Below are 20,971 nucleotides of genomic sequence, written 5' to 3' on the forward strand. Positions count from 1 at the left end.
AAACAGATAAAAGTTTATATTATTTCAATTGTCAACTTGACAGGGCCTAGTACACCACATCGTTATTTTATTTACTTTTTGTGTTTATCTAATTCAGCACGTAAAGCCGCATTTTCTTTTTCTTTAGCCTTTAATTTCCGTCGACTAATGAACCAGAAAATACCAATCAATATCACCAAAATAATGACACCAATCAAGGTATCCAGCCAAGTATAGTCAGGTTTGATCGTTACATCCCGCTTATTCAACTTAGCTGCCTTTGTTCCGTCGATTTCAAAGTTCCGGGTAAAATGCCACTTACGTCCTTTGGAAGTTGCAACTAGGTCCAACGTGTATTTACCTGCTTTTAGGGGCTGACTGTTTAGACGCACAGGAAAAGCAAATTTAGAGTTAGGCGCCATCTGCATCCCTTTATTGGTCTGCTGGTACTTAACCTTTTGACTACCACGCGTGTAAATCTTGGCTTTGACCGTTAATTGATTGACATAGGTTGCCGTCACATTACGCAAAGTGGCGTTGATCACATTCCGATAATTAACTTGGCTGGCCGCGACCTGGCCTAATTTTAACTGTGGGGTCACGGCTTGCGTATTTTGATGCAAAACAATGCCAATCACGTAGGCGTACTGATTCTGTACCGTTGTTCCCTTAGTCGCCTTCTTTTGCGCATCTAGCGCGTTGACATCTTGTAGTCTAAGCCCACTAGCGAGGATTCCATTAAACTTGCCCGCTGGCATTGTAACGTTTAACTTAACCGCAGTTTTTTGATGAGCTGGGATATTAATGGTTTTTTGCTCCGGCTTAACATAATCTGCTAACGAATAACGTAATGTGGTGTCTGCTTTTGCTTTAACCTTAGTGTATTCCACAACGCCATTTATATTAGTCGTGGCCGCATTAACTTCCGGCTTTAACTTAACCGCTTTATCAGTCAGGTTGGTCACCGTTGTGCTAATCGTCTGTTGCGCACCTGGCGCTAATTTTAAATCGAAGTAATTAACGTTTTTGGTGACTTGATTATCCGGCAGATTGGTTTCTACCCCAAAAGTCAATTCACTAGCCGCAGCAGGCTGGAGCCAAGTAAACAGTCCTAAAATTAAGGCTAAAGTAGCTAATACCAAATTTCGTCGTTTCAACAGACACACATCCTTTATTCGTTAGTACGCGGCAAAAAGACAGCTTTAACTGCCTTTTTGAGCACGCCTGAGTATGATTAGTCGAACGGGTTGATTATTAGTTTGCGGGCACGTCAGTTAAGGTCCACGTTAATTCTGATGTGTAGGTGGTTGCATCTGGATGGGCCGCAACTGGGACGTCTAATTTAGCCTTTGAAGCACCAGTTTCACCCCATTTATCCGCCCAAGTACCAAAGCCAGCACCAGCGCCAGCGTCCATAATAACTGATGACGTTCCTGGCGTTAAAGTAACATCATGTGTTGTTGGTGCTTTTTCAGCATTGTTAGTCGTCGTAATCGCCGTCCCTGAGAAGGATAATGCTGCACCATTTAATTTACCGTCGCTCTCATTGGCAAACTGATCCTGTTGCATAACCGTCAAGGTCCAGCCTTTAACCGCACCAGAACGTTGATCAGTCACCTGAACAAAATTAGAAATTGCTTTGCCTTCAGTTGTTTTATCGTCTGCAGCTGTATAAGTTGCATCTGCGGTTGGTACATCATGTGTCCCAAAATCTAAATCAGAAACATAATCAATGGTCAACGGTCCTGTTTCACCAGTACCAGGACCAGGGCCTGGATTGCTAGGATCAGGGTCTTCAGGATCAATTGGATTAGTAGGATCAGTCGTGTCGGTAAAAGTAGCTGTCGCAGTTGAATCTTCTGATTTGGATACAGCTGCGCTCACGCTTGTTGCTGTCCCACCAATCAATAAACCACTGAGTAATGTCATTGTTACCAAAGCACTTGTTTTAATCATGCTAGTCACCTCTTAATTTAATTTATGTTGCCCTAACCTGCTTTTAAAACTTAATCCTGCTAATCCAATCAGTAGACCACTGCCTAAAAGGGTTAATCCCCAAGAAGCTTGTTCATTAGTTTGCGGTAGTACTGATTGGGCGCTGCCTGCTTGCGAACTGATTTGACCAGTACCCTGATTTGTTCCCTGCTGATTCGGTACACTTGGTTTAACAACCGCTGCCGGTGTGGTTGCAGCGTTGGGCACAAAACTTGTTTGCGCCTGACTATTGATTGCGGCATAACTAGCCGTACTCGGTAAAAGGAGTGCCGCAGCTAGTAGCAAATTTAAGATGAGCTTCTTTGCATTCATCAGCGTGACCCCTTTCACGAATTCGGCGGTGTTTCTTGTAAATTCCAAGTCACCGTACCAGAGTATTTTTCAGCTTTCGGTTGCCCCGGCTTTGGTTCAAAAGCCAAGCCATTTTGTGCATCCCACTTATCAGAGAGATTAGTGGTTTTACCAGGTGTTGCTGTGGTTAAGCTAGCTACTGGACTGGCAGCGCTAGACAATGTATAGTCAGTGCCATTGTTCAAATAGTGCAAACTATCAGTTAAAACCGTACCGGTGGTTTCACCAGTCATCTGCTTAGTTAAACTCGCCGTTAGTTTCCAGCCGTTGATCTTCACACCTGCCGGAAAAACACGCGTATCTTCCACCGCCAAGGGCTTGTCACCAGTTGGAATTCTGCCCATATATGTTACGGCATTGGTTGCCTTCACATCAAGATTATTGCCAAAATTAATCTGACTCGGTGCAGTGATACCGATCGTGCCTTGAATGTACGCTAGTTTAAAAGAACTTGAGACCATCTCACCACTAGTTCGCCGTGCCTCAATTCGAAACGAATAAAGGGCTCCAGCCATAGCAGTACTTGGATCTGGGAAGTAACTATCTGGAACAACGTACTTCCATGGCTGATTGTCGCCGAGAATCGCATTAAAAGTACCTAACGTTCTATTCTGAAGCACACTACCAGGACCACTGTGCGCATAGGCTACAAGAACAAAAGTCAGTTTTTCCTTGAGCGTATCATTTAGTGTACCGGAAAGTGTAAAGTCGCCGCCATAATAAAAACTAGTTGCGATATCACTGGTGCCAGTAGCTTGATCAGCTCTCAAGAAAAATGTTGCACGCGTCGTTGCTGCTGTTTCAAGACTGGAATCTAAATCTGGGGTACTTGGGGTTGAGGTCGAATCTTCATCCACAACGACAGTACTGTTGGCTTCAGTTTCACTAGTGGCCTCTTCTTGCTGTAAAGTTGCATCAGCTGTTGATTCTGCGGATTCAGTAGCTTCCGTTGACTCAGAAGAAGCCGTTGATTCTGAAGCCTCTGGGGTAGTCTCTGTAGTTGTTATTGCTTGGAAATTAGACTGTAGCGTTCCTGCAGTTGCTTGTAATTGGTAATTGCCTGCGGTGACTGCTGTTATGGGAATTGCCAACTTAAGTGTTGTTGCTGCATGTGTGGTGATCAATAGGTCAGTTGCCTCAAGTCGTGCACTGAATTGCTCACTACTGGTATTGTTACGCTGGTTAAGTGCCGCTACGTCCGTTGTCAGTCCCGCTGGTAAGGTTAACGTAATCTGTGTCTCAGCAGGGACATTAACGGCTGTTAACATCAATTCATTACTTGACGCCACTTCTAAATCACTAACACCACTTAAGGTCAATTCTGGTTGCGCTACTGTGGTCGCCGCTTGAACTGAACTACCCACAATTCCAACGACCAAACTGACAAGAGCAAATAGATTTAGCCAGCGGCGCCACATCCTAGTCCGCATAAGTCCACCTACTTTCCTAATCATTTTTACAAGTTAATTGTAACCGATATCATTAAAAATAGTTTATCAAAAATGATAATAACATTACCAAAAATGATAAAACAAATAATTTAAAGGACAAAAAAATAGCAATAATCACTTAATTAAAGTGTTTATTGCTATTAAACAAAGCTATTAGTCTGTTCAAGTAGTGTTCTGCCACATCCGATATAGGATATTATTTCTTCTATATTATGCAGGTCACGTTTAGTGCCCAAGTGCGTTAATTGATAAATTTGTTGATCAGCAGCAACCGTAGCTAATTTATGATTAGTTATGACTAGGTCATAATCGTGCCCTGGCTGATACATTGTGATATTGATCAGCCATTGATTGTGTAATCGTTGCTGTAATTTGCCGATCAATAAACGTTCAAAGACATCCGTAAAATCAGTCGCTAAGCCAATCGTTATTTCTCGTCGTTGCTGCGTTTGAAATTCATTGATAATCAACAATAAGCAATCCTGAAAATAAGCCTGATTAGTTGTTACGATCAAGCCTAACTGTGAATAATCACTTTGCTTTAACTTGTCGATCACATCGGTCACCAGCCCTTGCAGTTCAGCTGTAAAATAAAATTGCTGATAATAAATAGTCGCCGCTGAATTAAAGGTTGCCAGCTCACCAGTAAATAAATACGGTTGCGCCAAAGTATCAAACAATAATTTAGTAAGGCTAAACGGACATTGTTCAGGTTTAATTGCTAATTCCTGACAAATAGTTTGGTTAAAGGCTAACAGCAACCGACTTAATTCGGTGTAATTTTTTTGATAGATATCGGCAAATTGACGGACCACCGTGGCGTGACTGTTGAACACGCTCATGCCTAGCAACATGGCAAACAAAGCCTTGGTTTCAAAATCAACGGTTGCCGCGTTGGTCCGCTCGAACAATTGGCAATAATAGAGATTGATCCGTTCGAACAGTACATTATTGCGACTAAGTTCCGCGATTGCTGGCGGTAGTTGCTGATCGAACTTTACGCTTGTTAATTGCCGCTGGCGTGAAATTGTAATCCATAATTTGATTCGCTGCGCTGCTACCGTGTTAAATTGATAAGCAAAATAGCTTTCCAAGCGGGCGATATATTGATCGTGTACAATGTTAGTTTGAATTTCCAACGGTAATACTTGGGTAAACAGCTGGTAATAAAAATAGCGAATCTGTAATTCTGAACCAACTAATTGCCCATGCCGAATTGCTATTTTAAATTCACGCAATACCCGATTAATATGTTGAATATGCCGATACAGCGAGGCCTCACTAATAGCCAACGTGAAAATAAAATCTTGTAAATTAACTTTACCCTTACGATACATTAACAATAAAATTTGATAATCGATCGCATTGCGAAAAACGTGATCAAAGCACAACTCATTTAGGGTTATTTGACCAGCTAAGTTTAACTGTATCTGATTAGGTGTTAGCTGTAGCTCAACGACATTACTAATAATCGCAGGTTGTAGATCAATTACTAATTGCTCAACATAACGATTTAACGAAGATAATGAAATTGACAATCGTTGACTCAAAACTTGCTTACTAAGCGCACCATCCGCCCAGTAAAGCTGTTCTAGTAATAACACTGTGATTCGGTCCTGTTTATCTAATAAGTCTTCTTTAAACATAAGCTGGCCCCTTTCCACAAAAAGATACCATCGTTATTAAAACTTAATTGCTCATTTTCTTAATTTTAAGGTTCATTTAAGGTTAAAGTTATTCCAAAACATGAAGAATTTGCGACGCCAAACAATTGACTGCTTATATTAAGCCACCAACGCTACTGCTTTAGACTAATTTCACTTTTGTCTGCTCAAAATTAATAACTAACAGCTCAAATTAGCGGTGTAACGCAAAAAGGGCTAATTTAACGTTAAATTAGCCCTTTTCACGGTATAAAAAAACTAGCAACCGAAATTGCTAGTTCATCATGCTTTATTTAACTGCATCTTTTAATGCTTTACCAGGTTTGAATGCAGGTACTTTGCTGGCTGGAATTTCAATTTCAGCACCAGTTTGTGGGTTACGACCCTTACGAGCAGCACGGTCACGAACTTCAAAGTTACCAAAACCAATCAATTGAACCTTTTCGCCTTTTGCTAATGTGTCTTGGATTGAACCAAAAACAGCATCAACAGCAGCGGTTGCATCTTTTTTAGTCAAACCAGTTTGGCTAGCGACGTTTTCGATTAATTCAGCTTTGTTTGCCATAGTGAATGTCACCTCCTGAGCAACAATTAGACAGTTGTCTAATATAAAATGAGTACTGCACTTAGCAGTTTTGAAATAATGGTTTGCAACATCATTTCTGAATCAAAGATATCATAGGAACGCCTTGATAGCAAGGTTTTTTCATATTTTTAAGCGCTTTTTCTTTAAAAACCACTAAATATGAGAAAAGTCTTCATAATTCGACGTTTTTATTGTTAAATCAGGCTTTAACCTACTTCCGCCGCCGAACAATAATATGGATCGGCGTACCGGAAAATTCGAAGGCATTGCGCAACTGATTTTCTAAGAAACGTTCATACGAGAAATGCATCATGTCAGGATCGTTGACGAAAACAATAAACGTTGGTGGCTTGACCGCTACCTGCGTTGCATAATAGATCCGTAATCGTTTCCCGTTTGATGATGGTGTTGGGTTAGTTGCAATAGCATCTAATAAGACATCATTCAACGTTGATGACGTGATCCGTCGACTTTGATTTTCGCTAACATGCTCGATCATACCTGGGATCTGGTTGAGTCGTTGCTTGCTCTTTGCGGAAACGAATACGATTGGCGCATAGTCTAAATAAGCAAAATTAGCCCGAATCGCCTGTTCAAAGTTGTTTAGTGAATGATTATCCTTTTTCAAGGTGTCCCACTTATTGACCACAATGATAATACCGCGACCTGCTTCGTGAGCATAACCGGCAATCTTCTTATCTTGTTCGCGGATGCCTTCTTCAGCATTTAATACGACCAAAACAACATCCGAACGATCAATGGCGGACATCGCACGTAAAACACTGTATTTTTCAGCATTTTCGTAAGCCTTGCCGCGTTTACGTAAGCCAGCTGTATCGATCATGTTAAATTCAGTTCCGTTGGCCGCAGCAAAGCGTGTATCAATAGCATCACGCGTTGTCCCAGCAATATCCGATACGATCACACGGTTTTCGCCTAAAATGGCGTTAACCAATGAAGACTTACCGACGTTCGGCCGGCCAATCAGGCTAAAGCGAATACGGGTTTCGTCTTCTGGTTCAATATCAGTTGGAAAATGTTTGATGATCTCATCAAGCAAATCACCAACACCGATACCGTGAACACCGGAAATACCAATTGGTTCGTCAAAACCAAGCGCATAATAATCATAAATATCTTGGCGTAATTCTTGATTATCAACTTTATTAACTGCCAAAACAACTGGTTTATCAGAACGATAAAGCAACCGCGCCACGTTTTCATCTGCATCCGTAATACCTTCACGAACACTCGTCACAAAAACGATCACATCAGCTTCTTCAATTGCAATTTCTGCTTGTTCTTTAATTTGCACAACAAACGGTTGATCGACAATATCGATCCCACCAGTATCGATCAAATTAAATTCGTGGCCCAGCCATTCAGCCGATGTATAAATACGGTCACGGGTTACACCAGGCGCATCATCAACAATGGAGACACGTTGCCCTGCGATCCGATTAAAGACGGTTGATTTACCGACGTTCGGCCGGCCAACAATAGCCACTACTGGTTTTGCCATTTTATCGCCTACTTTCTTAAATTTCACACTTGTTTTAAATTTATTTTTGCAATCACTTGATCATAGCATATTCGACCAGCAAACTGTAACAACTAGTCACTAAACTAATTCTGATCTGTGTGCATAGAAAAAGGGATTGGTCATTACCAATCCCTTCAACCAATATGACTGATCACTTATTTTTGATTGTCATCAGTACTGCGTTTTAATTCATTACCAATCAAATCGCCTAAGGTGAAGCCACCTTCGTCGTTATCTTGATAGCTTGAATTATTATCTTGATAATCGTTCTTTTCAGCTTTTGGTGCTGAATGACTTTCTTCGCTAGATGGTTTTGGTGTTAATGCTTTGATCGATAATGCCAAACGATGTGCGTCTGGATTAACTTCAAGTACTTTAACCTTTACATCTTCACCTTCAGAAAGAACTTCGTTAGGTGTTGCGATATGCTGATGTGAGATTTGTGAGATATGAACCAAACCTTCAACGCCAGGGAAGACTTCAACAAAAGCCCCAAAAGTCGTCAAACGCTTAACTGTACCTTCCAAAACGCTACCAGCTGGTGCTTTTTCTTCAATACCAGTCCAAGGTTCTGGTAAAGTGGCTTTGATCGATAACGAAATACGTTCACGATCAGCATCAACGGATAAGACTTTAACCGTGACTTTTTGACCAACTTTAAGCACATCAGATGGTTTTTCAACCCGGTCAAATGAGATTTCAGAAACATGGACTAAACCGTCAATGCCACCGAGATCAACAAATGCACCGAATGAAGTCAAACGTGCAACGGTACCTTCAACAGTATCGCCAGCTTTAAGTGTTGCCAAAACATGTTCACGTTGTTCTGCCTTAGCAGCTTCAACGATAGCACGATGTGACAAGATCAAACGATTTTCGCTTGGTTCGATTTCAATGATCTTCAATTCTAATTCTTTACCCTTATAAGCATTTAAGTCATCAACAAAATGATCTTGAATCATTGATGCTGGGATAAAGCCACGAACGCCAGCATCAACGACCAAGCCACCTTTAACAACTTCGGTAACTGGTGCCGTGATGTTTTCGCCAGCATTAAATTTGTCCTGAATTTCAGACCAAACTTTACGGGCTTCAAGGCGACGCTTCGAAAGTAAGTAGCTACCATTCTCCTTATCTTTACCGATCGTAGAAATAACAACGAGATCAAGGACATCCCCGACTTTCGCTACTTCTGCAATATCAGCAACTGGTTGGCTAGCTAATTCTTTAACTGGAACTACACCCTCAACACCAGTACCTTGGATACCGACGATTAATTGCTTGTCGTCGTCGATTGCCAAGATTTCACCTTTCACAATGTCACCGACTTTTACATCGTGGACGCTATTTAAAGCATCCGCCATGGCATTTTTATTTTCAACTTGGTTTGTATTATCTTCGCTCATGCCAAAATCCTCCTTAACAGCTTGAAACTACATTGTCTATTTTATAGTAAAATGACTTAAATTGCCACAAAAAGCTGCTATTTATTATTATCTTTCTGTTTTTGGGCCGTGATTGCACTGATTTTGGCAACCACTTGTTCGATTGATAACGCTGTCGTATCGACTAGTACAGCATCTTTTGCTTGTGTTAATGGCGAAACTTTACGGGTTGAATCTTTTTTATCGCGAACCTCGATTTCATGTTGTAAAACCGTCAAAGGCGTGTCGATACCCTTACGAATATTTTCCGCATAGCGCCGTTGTGCTCGTTCAGCCACACTAGCAACTAAATAAATTTTTACTGGTGCTTGTGGCAAAACCGCAGTCCCAATATCACGACCATCCATCACAATTGAGCCCGCGGCAGCAATTTTTTGCTGATGGCGCACTAATTGTTGCCGTACACCGGCTAGAGCCGCCACCGTCGATACATTATTAGTCACATCAGGTTGGCGAATAGCTTGCGTTACTTCTTGCTCATTAACAAAAACTTGTTGCTCAGGCTCGCCGGGTTTAAAACTGATCGTGATCTTAGCCAAGACTGCTAAAACGGCTGCTTCATCTTTTAAATCAACTTGCGCTTGCATCGCCGCTAATGTTAACGCGCGGTACATTGCACCCGTATCACAATATGTATAGTGTAGCTGTTTCGCCACTAATTTAGCAACTGTGCTTTTACCGGCCGATGCTGGTCCATCGATTGCGATTTGTAACCCTGCTGTCATTATTAAAAATCCCCTTGTTCAAAAAAATCGAGACTGTGACTTTTGCCGCAATCTCGTCATCACCTATTTTTTTATTTTACCCGTATTTGTTGGCCTGGCTTGATTGTACTAGTACTAGTAAGACCATTCAACTGTAATAATTCAGAAATCGTCAACCCATTATTTTTTGCAATGGTATATAAGCCCTGACCAGAACCAGCCGATACATAGCTTGCATTTGCGCTGCTAGAGCTACTTGACGAGCTAGCCGATGAACTAGTCGCACTTGAGGTGCTAGCGGCTGTAGAGGCGCTCTCAACGCTACTGCTGCTATCAGCGACAGTACTAGCCGCAACTTGTGAGCTGGCGCTACTTGATTTGTGACTAGTAGTTGATTTAGTGGCTTGTTTCTTAGCCGTTGTGGTCTGCTTAGCACTACTACTGCTGCTACTAACGGCGCTTTCCGTTGCCACAGGTCGATTCATTTGATTTTGCCAAATCGTCCAAGCGCCAACTGGTAAGGCAGCTAACACTAAAAGTGCAATTGTCAGGATCGTGACAAATAATGTATTACTCTTATCTTTACGGTGAGTTGCTGATCGCGACAAATTACCCTTATCATCGCGATCATCCTCAAATTTTGCATCCCATGGTTTATCATCGGTTAACTTTTGATCTCGTTTACTCATCGTTGCTCCTTCTTGCTCACCAAGCGTCTCCGTTCAGCAGAAATAAGCCAGTGAGTTACTAGCGTGTGAGCAATTAGCGATAGACTTTCTGCTAAACCTTCAGCAAATATTGTAACATAATCTTATTTAAAATTCTTTAAATTTCCTTTAAGGCTCGCCCTGTTTGGAAAAAGTACCCATTGCGATTCTGGCATCATGGTTCGATTTAGCATTGCTTTTAAGTGGCGCTTAAGTTGTGGTCGTAAAAACAGCCGCTAAGCGTTCCTGCCAATTTTGCTGCTGTGATTCAGTGTCAGCTATGGTTGTTGGCCGATATAAATCTAATGCCGCTAAATCAGGTGGCGTTGTCGTGTTGCAGCAAGTGGCATCATGGGTCACCTTGGTTGGATCAGTAAAATAATTCAAAATAAATTGGCGTTTGCAGCCTGGTGTCTGTAAAAAGGCTAACATACTGCGCAGTGCTAATAATTTCTCATCCCGCCGTTTAGCAAATAAGTGCTGTAAAGTTGCTGCATCTTGACCATGCTGCCGGTAAAATTTTAATAAGTCGATTTCCGGGATAGCCGCATTCGCAAATCGTTGTGGCTGAGCAAAATATTGCTTGATCAGCGCGGCATCAGGCAATGTATTAGTCACTAAATTCGCCTGCAATTGAAAATCGCGGGGCGCATATAACAAGTACGCAATACTTTGCTGGCCGTCACGTCCAGCACGGCCGATTTCCTGCAAATAACTTTCCAGATTACTCGGTAGATGATAGTGGATCACAAAGCGCACATCCGCTTTATTAATTCCCATACCAAATGCATTAGTCGCGCAAATAATCATTAATTTACCGTGCATAAATTGTTGCTGTACAGCAAAACGATCCTGACTAGCCATTCCCCCATGATAAAAAGCAACTCGCGCCGTTACTTTTTGTTGTAATAACTGCGTGATTTCTTCAGCTTTTTGCCGACTGGAAAAATAAATAATACCGGGTTGCTTTAATTGCTGGCATAACTCGATCAGACGTTGGTCTTTAGCGGTGTCATCCGCTACCGCCTCCGTGGCTAGATAAATATTACGACGATCAACCGAATGTACGATCTGTTTGGTATCAGTTGCTGACAAACCTAATTTAGCTAAAATGTCGGCTTGAACGCGCTTAGTCGCTGTTGCCGTTAAGGCTAGTGTCGCCTTTGGTGTAATCGCAGCGCGTAGTGATTTCAGTCCTAAATAATCTGGGCGAAAGTCAACACCCCATTGTGAAATACAATGGGCTTCGTCAACCACCAATAAGTCAACCTGTGCTTGGCGTAATTGCTGCCGGATCGGTGCTTGATTTGCCATTTCCGGTGACAAGAAGATAAATTTATATTGACTAAAATGGGCCAAACTAGACCGCCGCGTCGTAGCGTCCAATGTTGAAGTCAGTGCCAAAACACGCTTTTCACCTAAATAGTGTAATTGTGCCACCTGATCTTGCATTAACGATAGCAACGGTGAAATAACCACCACCTGTCCAGACAGCAAATAGCCCGGCAACTGATAACACAGTGATTTACCCGTTCCCGTTGGCAAAATGGCAAATGTATCCTGACCAGCTAAAACAGCACGGATCACCTCTGCTTGACCTGGTTTGAACGCTGTGTAGCCGAAGCGCTGTTGTAAGACTTGCTTAATTTGTGCTGCTTCAACCATGCTGCTTCCTCCGTTCAATTTGGTATAACCTAAATTCAAAAAAATCTAATCCAGAATCCGCCAATTGGTCAAAACGCCATTGATCCACTGGTTGTTGGTCAAAAGTAAGCGCCAGTGTTTGCCGTACTGAAGTCGATAAATAAGTAGCAAAAGGAAAATCAGCCAATAAAATTGCCGCTTCTAATAAATGTTCCTTCAATGTATTAACTTTCACGCGCCGGCGCTGACTGATCACCTCCAGCGACCAACCTTGCTGTAGCATCGCCAGTGTTTGCGCAGCGCTTTGACTAAGTGGTCCACTAGCCAATGGTTGCCATAAAGCCGCCAATAACGGAAACCGTGCGGCCTGAGTCGTCAGTAAGCGTAAAAAATGATGACTAACCTCTTGCCGCACCAATTCACCAGTCAATGGCGACCAACCAGCTAATTGATCAGCTTGGTTGGTCGTAGCGCGTTGGACCTGATAGCCCAGTAAAAACTGACTATAATAATCGGCCTGTTGTTGCGGCAACGCACCTAACAGTAACTCCCATTCGTGTTGCAACCGCTCAGCCACTAAGCTAATATCTTGCTGGTATAACCACTGCTTGACATGATATTGGGTGGCAGCACTGACCTCTAAAGGAAAATAGCGCCGATTATGCGCTTGTAATTCCGAAACCGCCTGTGTCGCTAAAAATAAGCTATCACTAAATTCACGACTATGCTGAAATTCAAAACCAGAATAATTAACTGGCAAAATAGCGGCGGTCTGCCACCTTGCTTTAGCCGCTACACCAGTTGCCGTTAAACGTACCGCGCGGGCCGCTTGTTCCAATAATCCCGCTGTCAGCAATTGGTTTAAGGCTTGCTGAAATTTTTCCGCCGGCAAATGTGGCAATAATTGGTATAATGGTAACAGATCGTAGTCAAGGCCAGCGTAAAGATTCGATACTGTTCGTTTACCTTTAAGTAACGCTTGTATGGCTAACGGCCGCCGCCACTGCTTTTGATCGAATAAATAAAGTAAATATAATTGATCTTCCATTTTCCACCCACCAGATTATGGTAACCGCACCAAATTAGGCCAAAAATATAATGACAACTTTAGCCAGTTATGCGTTTTACCCTTTGTCCACTTATTCTTTCATAGTATCAGGTTAATAATTAATACTTAAGGAGTCTTTTTCATGTATAGTCGTGTTCAGCGTGACGCTTGTATTGCTTGTGGCTTATGCCAATTATGCGCCCCAGAGTTATTCAATTACGATGCAGAAGGCATTGCTTATTACCGCCCAGATCATAATCAAGGCACTACGCCGATTCCACCAGAACAGTTGACGGCGTTTAAACAAGCCTACCGCCAATGCCCCACTGGTGCTATTAAGCGGCAAACACAGCCTTTTCCACCAGCAGATAAGAAAAGTACGACGCACCTATTATAGGCGCCCCGCACAATCATGAGCCTATTTAGTCCGCTAGCGTATTTTGCCAGTGCGGGCTAATTTTTTTAGTGATGCGACTTCTTGTGGTTGTAATGGTCGTGAATCACCTGCAGTCATGCCGTCAGTCGTTAAAAAGGCGTAGCGTTCTCGGCTTAACTTACTAACGGGATACCCAACTGCTGTCAGCATATCGCGGACTTCATGGTTCATCCCTTCATGGATCGTTAAATTGATCAAGGCTGTATTCTTGGTCCGATCACTGGATAACAGCTTAACCTTAGCTGGTGCCGTTGTTTTGGCTGCTAACTTAACGCCAGTCCGTAGCTTTTTAAGTGCTTCGACCTTAGGAATACCTTCGACCTTGGCTGTGTATTGTTTTTCAATACGATAACGTGGATGGGTCAATAAATTCGCCAACTCACCGTCGTTAGTGAGAATGATCAAACCAGAAGTATTGTAATCTAATCGTCCAATTGGATATATCCGTTCGTTGACTTCTGGAAATAAGTCGACCACGGTTTTACGTCCTTTTTCATCATGAACGGATGAAATCACACGCCGCGGCTTGTACAGTAAGAAATAACGCTTCTTCTCGGTTGTCAGTGGCACGCCATCAACTTCAATATGATCATGGGGTTCAACCTGAATCCCCATTGCTTTAGCCACTTGACCGTTGACTTGTACGTGTCCAGTACTGATCAGTTGTTCGGCCTTACGTCGTGATGCGATCCCTGCGGCGGCGATCACTTTTTGTAGTCTTTCCATTAATGATTTTCTTCCTTATCTTTTAATTGTGCTTCAAATTGTGCAAACAGATCCTGATTAGTTGCTGTAGTGTCTGTTGGCGTAGCGGCTGTTGGCAAAGGTGGTAAGTCAGCTAATGATTTGAGGCCAAAATAATCCATAAAAAAAGCACTCGTGCCATAAAGGATCGGCCGGCCAGGCGCGTTTTTACGCCCCCGTTCTTCAATTAGCTTACGCAGCATCAACCGCTGCAAGGCCCCACCACTTTGCACACCGCGAATCTCATCAATTGCGATACGCGTTACTGGCTGCTGATACGTAATAATAGCCAGAGTCTCTAGCGATGCCTGACTCAAATTAGTCGTCAGCGGCGTCGCAAAATAGCGTTTGATCAGATCGGCGTAAACTTTCTTGGTGACCATTTTATAACGCTCACCAAATTGAAACAAGACCAAGCCTCGTTGTGTGTCGGCGCGTAATTGATCCGCAAAAGCAGCTAACGCCCGCTTGATCGTTGCTCTTGAAGCCGTCAGTAAATGATCAAATTCATCCAGACTAACACCGTCATCGCCTGCAACATATAATAAGCTTTCTAACTCTGCCGTGATATTCATGCAATTTCCTCTTTCAAGGCAACCGTAATCGGTGCTAACGTTTGTGCTTGAAAACAAGCAATTTGTTTATTTTTCATAAGTTCTAAAACCGCCATAAAAGTCGTAACGGTTTCTTCGATCGATGGTGTAGCCGAAAGTAAATACGTAAAATCCAAGCGTTGTTGGCTACTGTGTTGTAACACCTGCTTGATTTGCGCCACTTTTTCCGCTACTGTAATTGTTTCTGGCTGAAGCTTGCGCGTTTGAACCACTTGTGGTTGTTGGCGCTGTAGCATAGCCGTAAACGCCGCCGTTAATGCCGTCAGTGGAATTGCCTGCTCTGGCATCGGCACTGGCGTTGCACTGGCAATTAGACTAGGTGCCTTACTAAAATACGCTTGGCGTTCCTGCTCACGGCCTTGGAGCTCAGTTGCCACTTGCTTATAAGTTTGATACGTCAACAATTGCGTAACTAATTCATCCCGCGGATCAGTATTATCAAGCTCCTCATCTGCTAAAACGGGTTCCTCGGGCTGCGGCAATAGCCATTGACTTTTAATTCGCATTAACGTTGCCGCCATCACAAAATAATCACCGGCAATTTCTAACTTGATTTGCTGCATGGAATGTAAATAATCCATATATTGTGACGTGATCGCCACAATTGGAATATCATAAATATTCATTTCCGAATCCTTGATCAGATGTAATAATAAATCTAAAGGACCCTCAAATTCAGGTAATTTAACCGTTAAGGCCACTAAACTCATCCTTCTTATGCCGCTGTTCCCACTTACCAATCAATGGCGCTGTTGCAATTGTGCCCATTAATTTGAGTTCTGGATACAGCTGACCTAATTCATCTAAAATCGTGAAACTATTACCCTCATCCCGATCAGATGGACTCAATGACAGGTGCCGGATAATGAGATAATCCTTATTCTGTTCAACACCAACAACACCAGCAATATCACCAGTTGCGTTTTTCCATAAAAATAGTTGGCGCCCAGTCTGTTCTTGATACCAGTCAATCTCAGCTTTTAGATGGCTAACATCATTTAAATCAGGAATAAAGGAGAGCAGACCCATCGCAATCTTCTCGTAGTCCGTTTTGTATTTTAATAACATGCTAGTCCTCCCAGTCCTTACCGTTCGTTTATAACCATAGCTATCCTATCATAACAATTTTCCCAGGATAATACCACTCTTACAAAAAGACCAACTGCAATCACGCTGACTATTTGAACTAGCAATTCAACGTCGTCCATACTTCTTAAGCGCGGGGATGATAGCGATTATATGCCTCACGTAAATGTTTTTGGGACACATGGGTGTAAATTTGTGTTGTTGAAATATCAGCATGCCCTAATAATTCTTGCACGACTCGTAAATCAGCCCCATTTTCTAACAAATGGGTCGCAAACGAATGCCGCAACGTATGTGGTGTAATATCTTTATCAATTCCCGCTGCTTTAACCATTTGTTTTAAGTTTTTCCAGATACCTTGCCGGGTAAACGGTCGACCGTAATGATTGAGAAACAAAATCGGCTCACTTTGTCCTGACTTTAAGAACGTGGGCCGACTTGTTTCTAAATAACGGTTGATCCAATCGATTGCAACGTCACCAATGGGAATTAAACGCTCCTTATCACCTTTACCAATTGTTTGGATCAAGCCTAAGCTTAAGTGTAATTCCGCTAATTTTAAATGGGTCAATTCACTGACCCGTAAACCAGTAGCGTACAGCACTTCCAAAATTGCCCGATCACGAATACCTAACGCAGTTGTGGTGTCAGGTACAGCCAGCAAGCGTTTGATTTCATTTTGCGACAATACTTGGGGTAAATGTTGTTGCTTCTTAGGCGAATCAACTTGTTGCATCGGATCAATCGTTATTTGTTCTGTTTCCAACAAATAACGGTAAAACTTACGTAAACTGGACACCATCCGAATGACACTATTAGTCGCCATTTTTTGTGTTTTTAATGTGCCTAAAAAATTTATGATCACAAAACGATCCTGTTCAAAACTAGACATTTTTTGTTGTTCTAAATAAGTTTTAAATTTAGTTAAATCGCGGGTGTAACTGCTAACCGTATTTTGGGCTAACCCTTTTTCAACCGTTAAATACCGCTTAAAATCCGCAAGTTGATTGGTCATAACTTCCAATAAAGATTCCCACTCTTCCTTAATTCAAGGCAAGTTGCCGCTAATCACTTGGCCTGCAGCAAACCCTACTCTTCCTTAGCCTTTGCCGCCTGAGCCTCGCGATTATGGCGCTGACAATCAGCACAGATACCTTGAAAAGTTAGTTTATGATCCTGAACATGAAAATGATACTGCTGTTCAACTAAACGTTCCACATCGTGTAATAAGTCTTCATGAACCTCTTGGATCTTACCACACTGTGTGCACTGTAAATGATGATGAAAATGCTGCTGTGCGCCTTCACGCCGGAGATCATAACGAATCAGGCCATCAGTAAAACTTACCTTATTAACGATATTTAGCTCGGTTAAGATTTCCAAAGTTCGGTAAACTGTTGCCAGCCCAATATCAGGTGTTGACGCCTTAACTAATAGGTAAACTTCTTCTGCGCTTAAATGTCCGGTCTCATTTTGTAACAATGATACCACGGTAGCTTCCCGCTGTGGCGTCAACTTAAAGCCTGCTTGATGTAATTGTGCCTTGATTTTTTTCACGTATGCCTGATCGACCATCCTGATCCCCCGCTTTCACGCTCATCAATTATTCTTCGTTTTGTTCAGCTAGTACCGTTTGACCATCAATTTGTTTGACCACGCCGGCTTTCATTAAATGGCCTAGTGCCCGCTTAAATTGGCCTTTACTGATGCCAAAATATTGCTTGATGTCTTCTGGACTACTTTTATCCGTATACGGCATTTTTTGTTCTGGCTGATGTTGTAAAACTGCTAAAATCATTTGCGCATCATCACCAATAGCTTCATACGCCCGTGGCCGCAACGATAAATTCAAAATACCATCAGGCCGCACACCAATCACCCGAGCCTTGACGTGCTGACCTAAGCGTGGTTCAGTGTCACGTTCACTGGGATGAATAAAGCCTAGATAATGATCGGATGTGAAAACATAACTGCCAACGATTTTCAGCCGGTAAACAGTACCAACGACATTGGTGTTCTTCAAGCTCGCATCAGCCTTTTTAGCCATTTGTTGAAAACGGTCCTCATCAGCTAAATCACCCCAAATACGCCCCTTGTTATCAATGGTTAAACTAACTAGTAAATAATCGCCACGTGCTGGCCAGATTTGTTTGATCGTTGGTAGCTCGTCTAAGGAAACAACAACATCCTTATTCGGTAAGCCAATATCGACAAAAACACCAAGATCATGCCGAACTGCTACCACTGGTACGAAGTCAAAGCGACCAATCTGAACTCGGGGAATTTTTGTTGTGATCTGCAACTCATGATCTTCATTCTCATAAGCAAAACCAGTAATTGCATCGGTTACCCGATGCTCCTTAGTCAATTCTGACTTAGCAATCCGGTAAGTAAACCCTTCATGTTGTGCAAAATAATAATCTTCGTTCTCGTCGGTGACGGTCACCGAAATTTTATGTCCCATTGCTTGATTTACGTCCATAATATCTCCTTCAAGTTCAGCTTAAAGCTGTTAAATTTCTATTTTTTATTTGATCAATGATAATGATTGCATAACTTGGATGATCACAAAGGTCATTCCTGATGCAATCACCGGTCCGGCAGCAATCCCTTTAAATAAAACGACACCCATAATCGTACCAAAAACTAGCGCAACGGTAATTTCTGGGCTTTGTGATAGCAAACCAACACCCTTACTGGATAAAACGGCTACCAGCACGCCACAAGCCACCGCAATAAAGCCAACTGGTGACTTAAACGCATTCAATAAGTCTTTAAAACCAATCTGGCCAGTCGCAATCGGCACTAAAATGGCGACTGAAATCACGGTGACGCCCCAATTGATTCCTTTAGCCTGAATCGTCGTTAATAGCTTTTGCGTATGCGGAATTAATTTTAAAACTAAAACTACCCCTGATGCGATCACCAAGGATTGGTTTTTACCTAAAAGGGCAACCACTAGAATAATTGCTAAAAACAACCAGCTTTCCATAAAACCTACTTTCTAAACCCTATAATACCTGTCTTTGAAAGCACTAATGTATTCAGAATCATTTTTATTAATATTTTTATTTTAATATAGCCAGTTATATTGAAAAATTAATTCAATTTTTACCCGTACTTTCATTAATGATAGCACAAAAAAAAGCCATCGTGTCAAACACGACGGCTTTAATTTAAAAATTACATTGCGTTAGAAGCACCGCGATAAATGATACCACGACGAGAATCAACAGTAATTACTTCGTCATCAGCAATCAATGAAGTCGCATCAGTTGCACCAACGACAACTGGGATACCCATTGCAATACCAACAACAGCAGCATGACTAGTTAATCCGCCAGCTTCAACGATCAATGCGCTTGATTTCTCAATTGCTGGTAAGTAATCTTTATCAGTTGTCTTAACAACTAAGATACCACCTTCGACCGCTTTTTGATTAGCTTCAGCAGCTGAAGTCGCAATGACAGTCTTACCAATAACGGTTTGATCGCCAACGCCTTGGCCTTCAACTAATTTTGAGCCGATCAATTGGATCTTCATAACGTTAGTTGTACCGCGTTCGCCAACTGGCACACCAGCAGTGATCAAGATCAAGTCGCCTTCTTTAGCGAAACCTAAATCTTGTGCTTTTTGTGAAGCCAAGTTGAACATATCATCAGTTGATGCTGGCTTGTCAGTTACGATTGGTTGAACACCCCAGTTAACGGCCAAGCCGCGACGAGTGCGTTCGTCAAAAGTAATTGCCAAGATGTCTGACTTAGGACGATACTTGGAGATCATCCGGGCAGTGAAGCCAGATTCAGTTGCAGCAACAATTGTACGGATGCCTAAGTTACGAGCAGTATGGGCAACGGATTGACCAATTGCTTCTGTAACGTCAGTCTTGCTGAATTCTTTCAAAGCGAATGAGTCAGCATCAACCATTGCTTTTTCAGCGCGTTCAGCGATTTTTGCCATCGTTGCAACTGATTCTACAGGGTATTTACCGTTAGCACTTTCGCCAGAAAGCATTGTTGCATCAGTACCATCAAAGATAGCGTTGGCAACATCAGTAGCTTCGGCACGAGTAGGCCGTGGGTTTTCTTGCATTGAATCTAACATTTGAGTGGCAGTGATAACTGGTTTACCAATTGCATTGCACATCTTGATCAAACGTTTTTGAATAATTGGGACGTTTTCAACAGGAATCTCGACACCCATGTCACCACGAGCAACCATCAAACCATCAGAAACCTTTAAGATTTCACTGATGTTGTCGATACCTTCTTGTGATTCAATTTTAGGGAAGATTTGGACATGTTCCATGTGCTTTTCTTCTAATAATTCACGAATATCTAAAACATCTTGTGCTTTACGAACAAAGCTAGCAGCAATGTAGTCAATATCATGGTCTAAACCAAAACGGATATCAGAAGCATCCTTTTCAGTGATCCCTGGTAAGTTGATTGCTACGCCAGGTGCGTTAACACCTTTACGGGAGCCAAGTAAACCGTCGTTTTCAACTTCAACGATAAGTTCGTTGTTGGCGTCATCTTTTTCAGTGACTTTCATGTCGATCAAACCATCATCAAATAAGACATGGCCGCCAACATGAACATCATCAAACAAACCTGGATAAGTAACCGCAATCTTATCTTTAGTCCCTTCAATGGAATCATCCATTGAAATACGTGTTACATCGCCGGTTTTGAACGCAATTTTGCCTTCTTTTTCAACTGTAGTGCGAATTTCAGCACCCTTAGTATCCAGCATAAAGCCGATCATCTTACCAGTTTCTTTAACTGCATCACGTGCTTGTTGCATCCGGTCTTCATGTTCTGCATGATCACCATGTGAGAAGTTGAAACGGAATACGTTAGCACCAGCTTCGATCAATTTTTTAATTGTTGCTTTGTCGGAACTAGCAGGACCAAGTGTACTTACGATCTTGGTTTTCTTCATAGGTAGAATCTCTCCCTTGGAATTTTTTAT

The 20,971-nt window shown here is 42.2% G+C and carries 22 protein-coding genes; 1 reads left to right on the plus strand and 21 read right to left on the minus strand.

Annotated elements, in window-relative coordinates:
- Positions 1 to 71: 71 nt before the first annotated feature.
- The 12 genes from EKM80_RS09555 to EKM80_RS09610 form a co-directional block, all read right to left on the minus strand.
- Positions 72 to 1,136: a DUF916 and DUF3324 domain-containing protein gene (locus EKM80_RS09555; RefSeq protein WP_125552901.1), complete on the minus strand. Its 1,065-nt coding sequence runs from the start codon at positions 1,134 to 1,136 to the stop codon at positions 72 to 74.
- Between the two features lie 97 nt (positions 1,137 to 1,233).
- Positions 1,234 to 1,935: a WxL domain-containing protein gene (locus tag EKM80_RS09560; RefSeq protein WP_125552902.1), complete on the minus strand. Its 702-nt coding sequence runs from the start codon at positions 1,933 to 1,935 to the stop codon at positions 1,234 to 1,236.
- A gap of 12 nt (positions 1,936 to 1,947) precedes the next feature.
- A complete protein-coding gene (locus EKM80_RS09565; RefSeq protein ID WP_125552903.1) occupies positions 1,948 to 2,286 on the minus strand; it encodes an LPXTG cell wall anchor domain-containing protein in 339 nt (112 codons plus the stop codon).
- Between the two features lie 14 nt (positions 2,287 to 2,300).
- Positions 2,301 to 3,755, minus strand: coding sequence for a cell surface protein (locus EKM80_RS09570; protein WP_225418854.1), 1,455 nt, complete (start codon positions 3,753 to 3,755; stop codon positions 2,301 to 2,303).
- Positions 3,756 to 3,916: 161 nt separating this feature from the next.
- The gene (locus EKM80_RS09575; RefSeq protein ID WP_125552904.1) at positions 3,917 to 5,422 is read right to left on the minus strand and encodes a helix-turn-helix domain-containing protein; all 1,506 of its coding nucleotides are present in this window, start codon (positions 5,420 to 5,422) and stop codon (positions 3,917 to 3,919) included.
- 307 nt (positions 5,423 to 5,729) lie between these two features.
- Positions 5,730 to 6,017: an HU family DNA-binding protein gene (locus EKM80_RS09580; protein WP_223877021.1), complete on the minus strand. Its 288-nt coding sequence runs from the start codon at positions 6,015 to 6,017 to the stop codon at positions 5,730 to 5,732.
- 220 nt (positions 6,018 to 6,237) lie between these two features.
- The gene (der, locus tag EKM80_RS09585; protein ID WP_125552905.1) at positions 6,238 to 7,548 is read right to left on the minus strand and encodes a ribosome biogenesis GTPase Der; all 1,311 of its coding nucleotides are present in this window, start codon (positions 7,546 to 7,548) and stop codon (positions 6,238 to 6,240) included.
- A gap of 176 nt (positions 7,549 to 7,724) precedes the next feature.
- Complete coding sequence (gene rpsA, locus EKM80_RS09590; RefSeq protein ID WP_125552906.1) at positions 7,725 to 8,975, minus strand: 30S ribosomal protein S1; 1,251 nt, start codon at positions 8,973 to 8,975, stop codon at positions 7,725 to 7,727.
- Positions 8,976 to 9,052: 77 nt separating this feature from the next.
- Positions 9,053 to 9,739, minus strand: coding sequence for a (d)CMP kinase (gene cmk / locus EKM80_RS09595; protein ID WP_125552907.1), 687 nt, complete (start codon positions 9,737 to 9,739; stop codon positions 9,053 to 9,055).
- A gap of 71 nt (positions 9,740 to 9,810) precedes the next feature.
- On the minus strand, positions 9,811 to 10,407 hold the full coding sequence (locus tag EKM80_RS09600; protein WP_125552908.1) for a LysM peptidoglycan-binding domain-containing protein: 597 nt from the start codon (positions 10,405 to 10,407) through the stop codon (positions 9,811 to 9,813).
- 228 nt (positions 10,408 to 10,635) lie between these two features.
- Entirely contained in the window at positions 10,636 to 12,090 is a 1,455-nt protein-coding gene (locus EKM80_RS09605; protein ID WP_125552909.1) for a RecQ family ATP-dependent DNA helicase, read from the minus strand.
- Positions 12,083 to 13,117 carry a helix-turn-helix domain-containing protein gene (locus EKM80_RS09610; protein WP_125552910.1) on the minus strand — a complete coding sequence of 345 codons (1,035 nt, stop codon included), beginning with the start codon at positions 13,115 to 13,117 and terminating at the stop codon, positions 12,083 to 12,085. The genes EKM80_RS09605 and EKM80_RS09610 overlap by 8 nt, the downstream gene beginning before the upstream one ends.
- 142 nt (positions 13,118 to 13,259) lie before the next feature.
- Here EKM80_RS09610 and EKM80_RS09615 point away from each other — a divergent pair, with 142 nt between their 5' ends.
- Positions 13,260 to 13,514: a ferredoxin gene (locus tag EKM80_RS09615; protein ID WP_125552911.1), complete on the plus strand. Its 255-nt coding sequence runs from the start codon at positions 13,260 to 13,262 to the stop codon at positions 13,512 to 13,514.
- Between the two features lie 33 nt (positions 13,515 to 13,547).
- Here EKM80_RS09615 and EKM80_RS09620 read toward each other — a convergent pair whose 3' ends face one another.
- The 9 genes from EKM80_RS09620 to pyk all read right to left on the minus strand — a co-directional run bounded on the left by EKM80_RS09620 (position 13,548) and on the right by pyk (position 20,941).
- Positions 13,548 to 14,279: a pseudouridine synthase gene (locus tag EKM80_RS09620; RefSeq protein ID WP_125552912.1), complete on the minus strand. Its 732-nt coding sequence runs from the start codon at positions 14,277 to 14,279 to the stop codon at positions 13,548 to 13,550.
- Positions 14,279 to 14,866 (minus strand): SMC-Scp complex subunit ScpB, encoded by a 588-nt coding sequence (gene scpB, locus EKM80_RS09625; protein ID WP_386699687.1) that lies wholly within the window; start codon positions 14,864 to 14,866, stop codon positions 14,279 to 14,281. The genes EKM80_RS09620 and scpB overlap by 1 nt, the downstream gene beginning before the upstream one ends.
- Positions 14,867 to 14,868: 2 nt before the next feature.
- Positions 14,869 to 15,621 (minus strand): segregation and condensation protein A, encoded by a 753-nt coding sequence (locus EKM80_RS09630; RefSeq protein WP_225418855.1) that lies wholly within the window; start codon positions 15,619 to 15,621, stop codon positions 14,869 to 14,871.
- On the minus strand, positions 15,596 to 15,979 hold the full coding sequence (locus EKM80_RS09635; RefSeq protein WP_125552915.1) for an N-acetyltransferase: 384 nt from the start codon (positions 15,977 to 15,979) through the stop codon (positions 15,596 to 15,598). Before EKM80_RS09635 ends, EKM80_RS09630 begins: the two co-directional genes overlap by 26 nt.
- 145 nt (positions 15,980 to 16,124) lie before the next feature.
- Positions 16,125 to 17,012 carry a site-specific tyrosine recombinase XerD gene (gene xerD, locus EKM80_RS09640; RefSeq protein ID WP_125552936.1) on the minus strand — a complete coding sequence of 296 codons (888 nt, stop codon included), beginning with the start codon at positions 17,010 to 17,012 and terminating at the stop codon, positions 16,125 to 16,127.
- Between the two features lie 74 nt (positions 17,013 to 17,086).
- Positions 17,087 to 17,572 (minus strand): ferric iron uptake transcriptional regulator, encoded by a 486-nt coding sequence (gene fur, locus EKM80_RS09645; RefSeq protein WP_125552916.1) that lies wholly within the window; start codon positions 17,570 to 17,572, stop codon positions 17,087 to 17,089.
- A gap of 28 nt (positions 17,573 to 17,600) precedes the next feature.
- The gene (locus tag EKM80_RS09650; protein ID WP_125552917.1) at positions 17,601 to 18,479 is read right to left on the minus strand and encodes a CvfB family protein; all 879 of its coding nucleotides are present in this window, start codon (positions 18,477 to 18,479) and stop codon (positions 17,601 to 17,603) included.
- 45 nt (positions 18,480 to 18,524) lie between these two features.
- Positions 18,525 to 18,989, minus strand: a complete 465-nt coding sequence (locus tag EKM80_RS09655) for a DUF441 domain-containing protein (protein ID WP_125552918.1) — start codon at positions 18,987 to 18,989, stop codon at positions 18,525 to 18,527.
- Between the two features lie 191 nt (positions 18,990 to 19,180).
- Entirely contained in the window at positions 19,181 to 20,941 is a 1,761-nt protein-coding gene (pyk, locus tag EKM80_RS09660) for a pyruvate kinase (RefSeq protein WP_125552919.1), read from the minus strand.
- Positions 20,942 to 20,971: the final 30 nt, after the last annotated feature.

The organism is Loigolactobacillus jiayinensis, from assembly GCF_003946445.1.
GTDB lineage: Bacteria > Bacillota > Bacilli > Lactobacillales > Lactobacillaceae > Loigolactobacillus > Loigolactobacillus jiayinensis.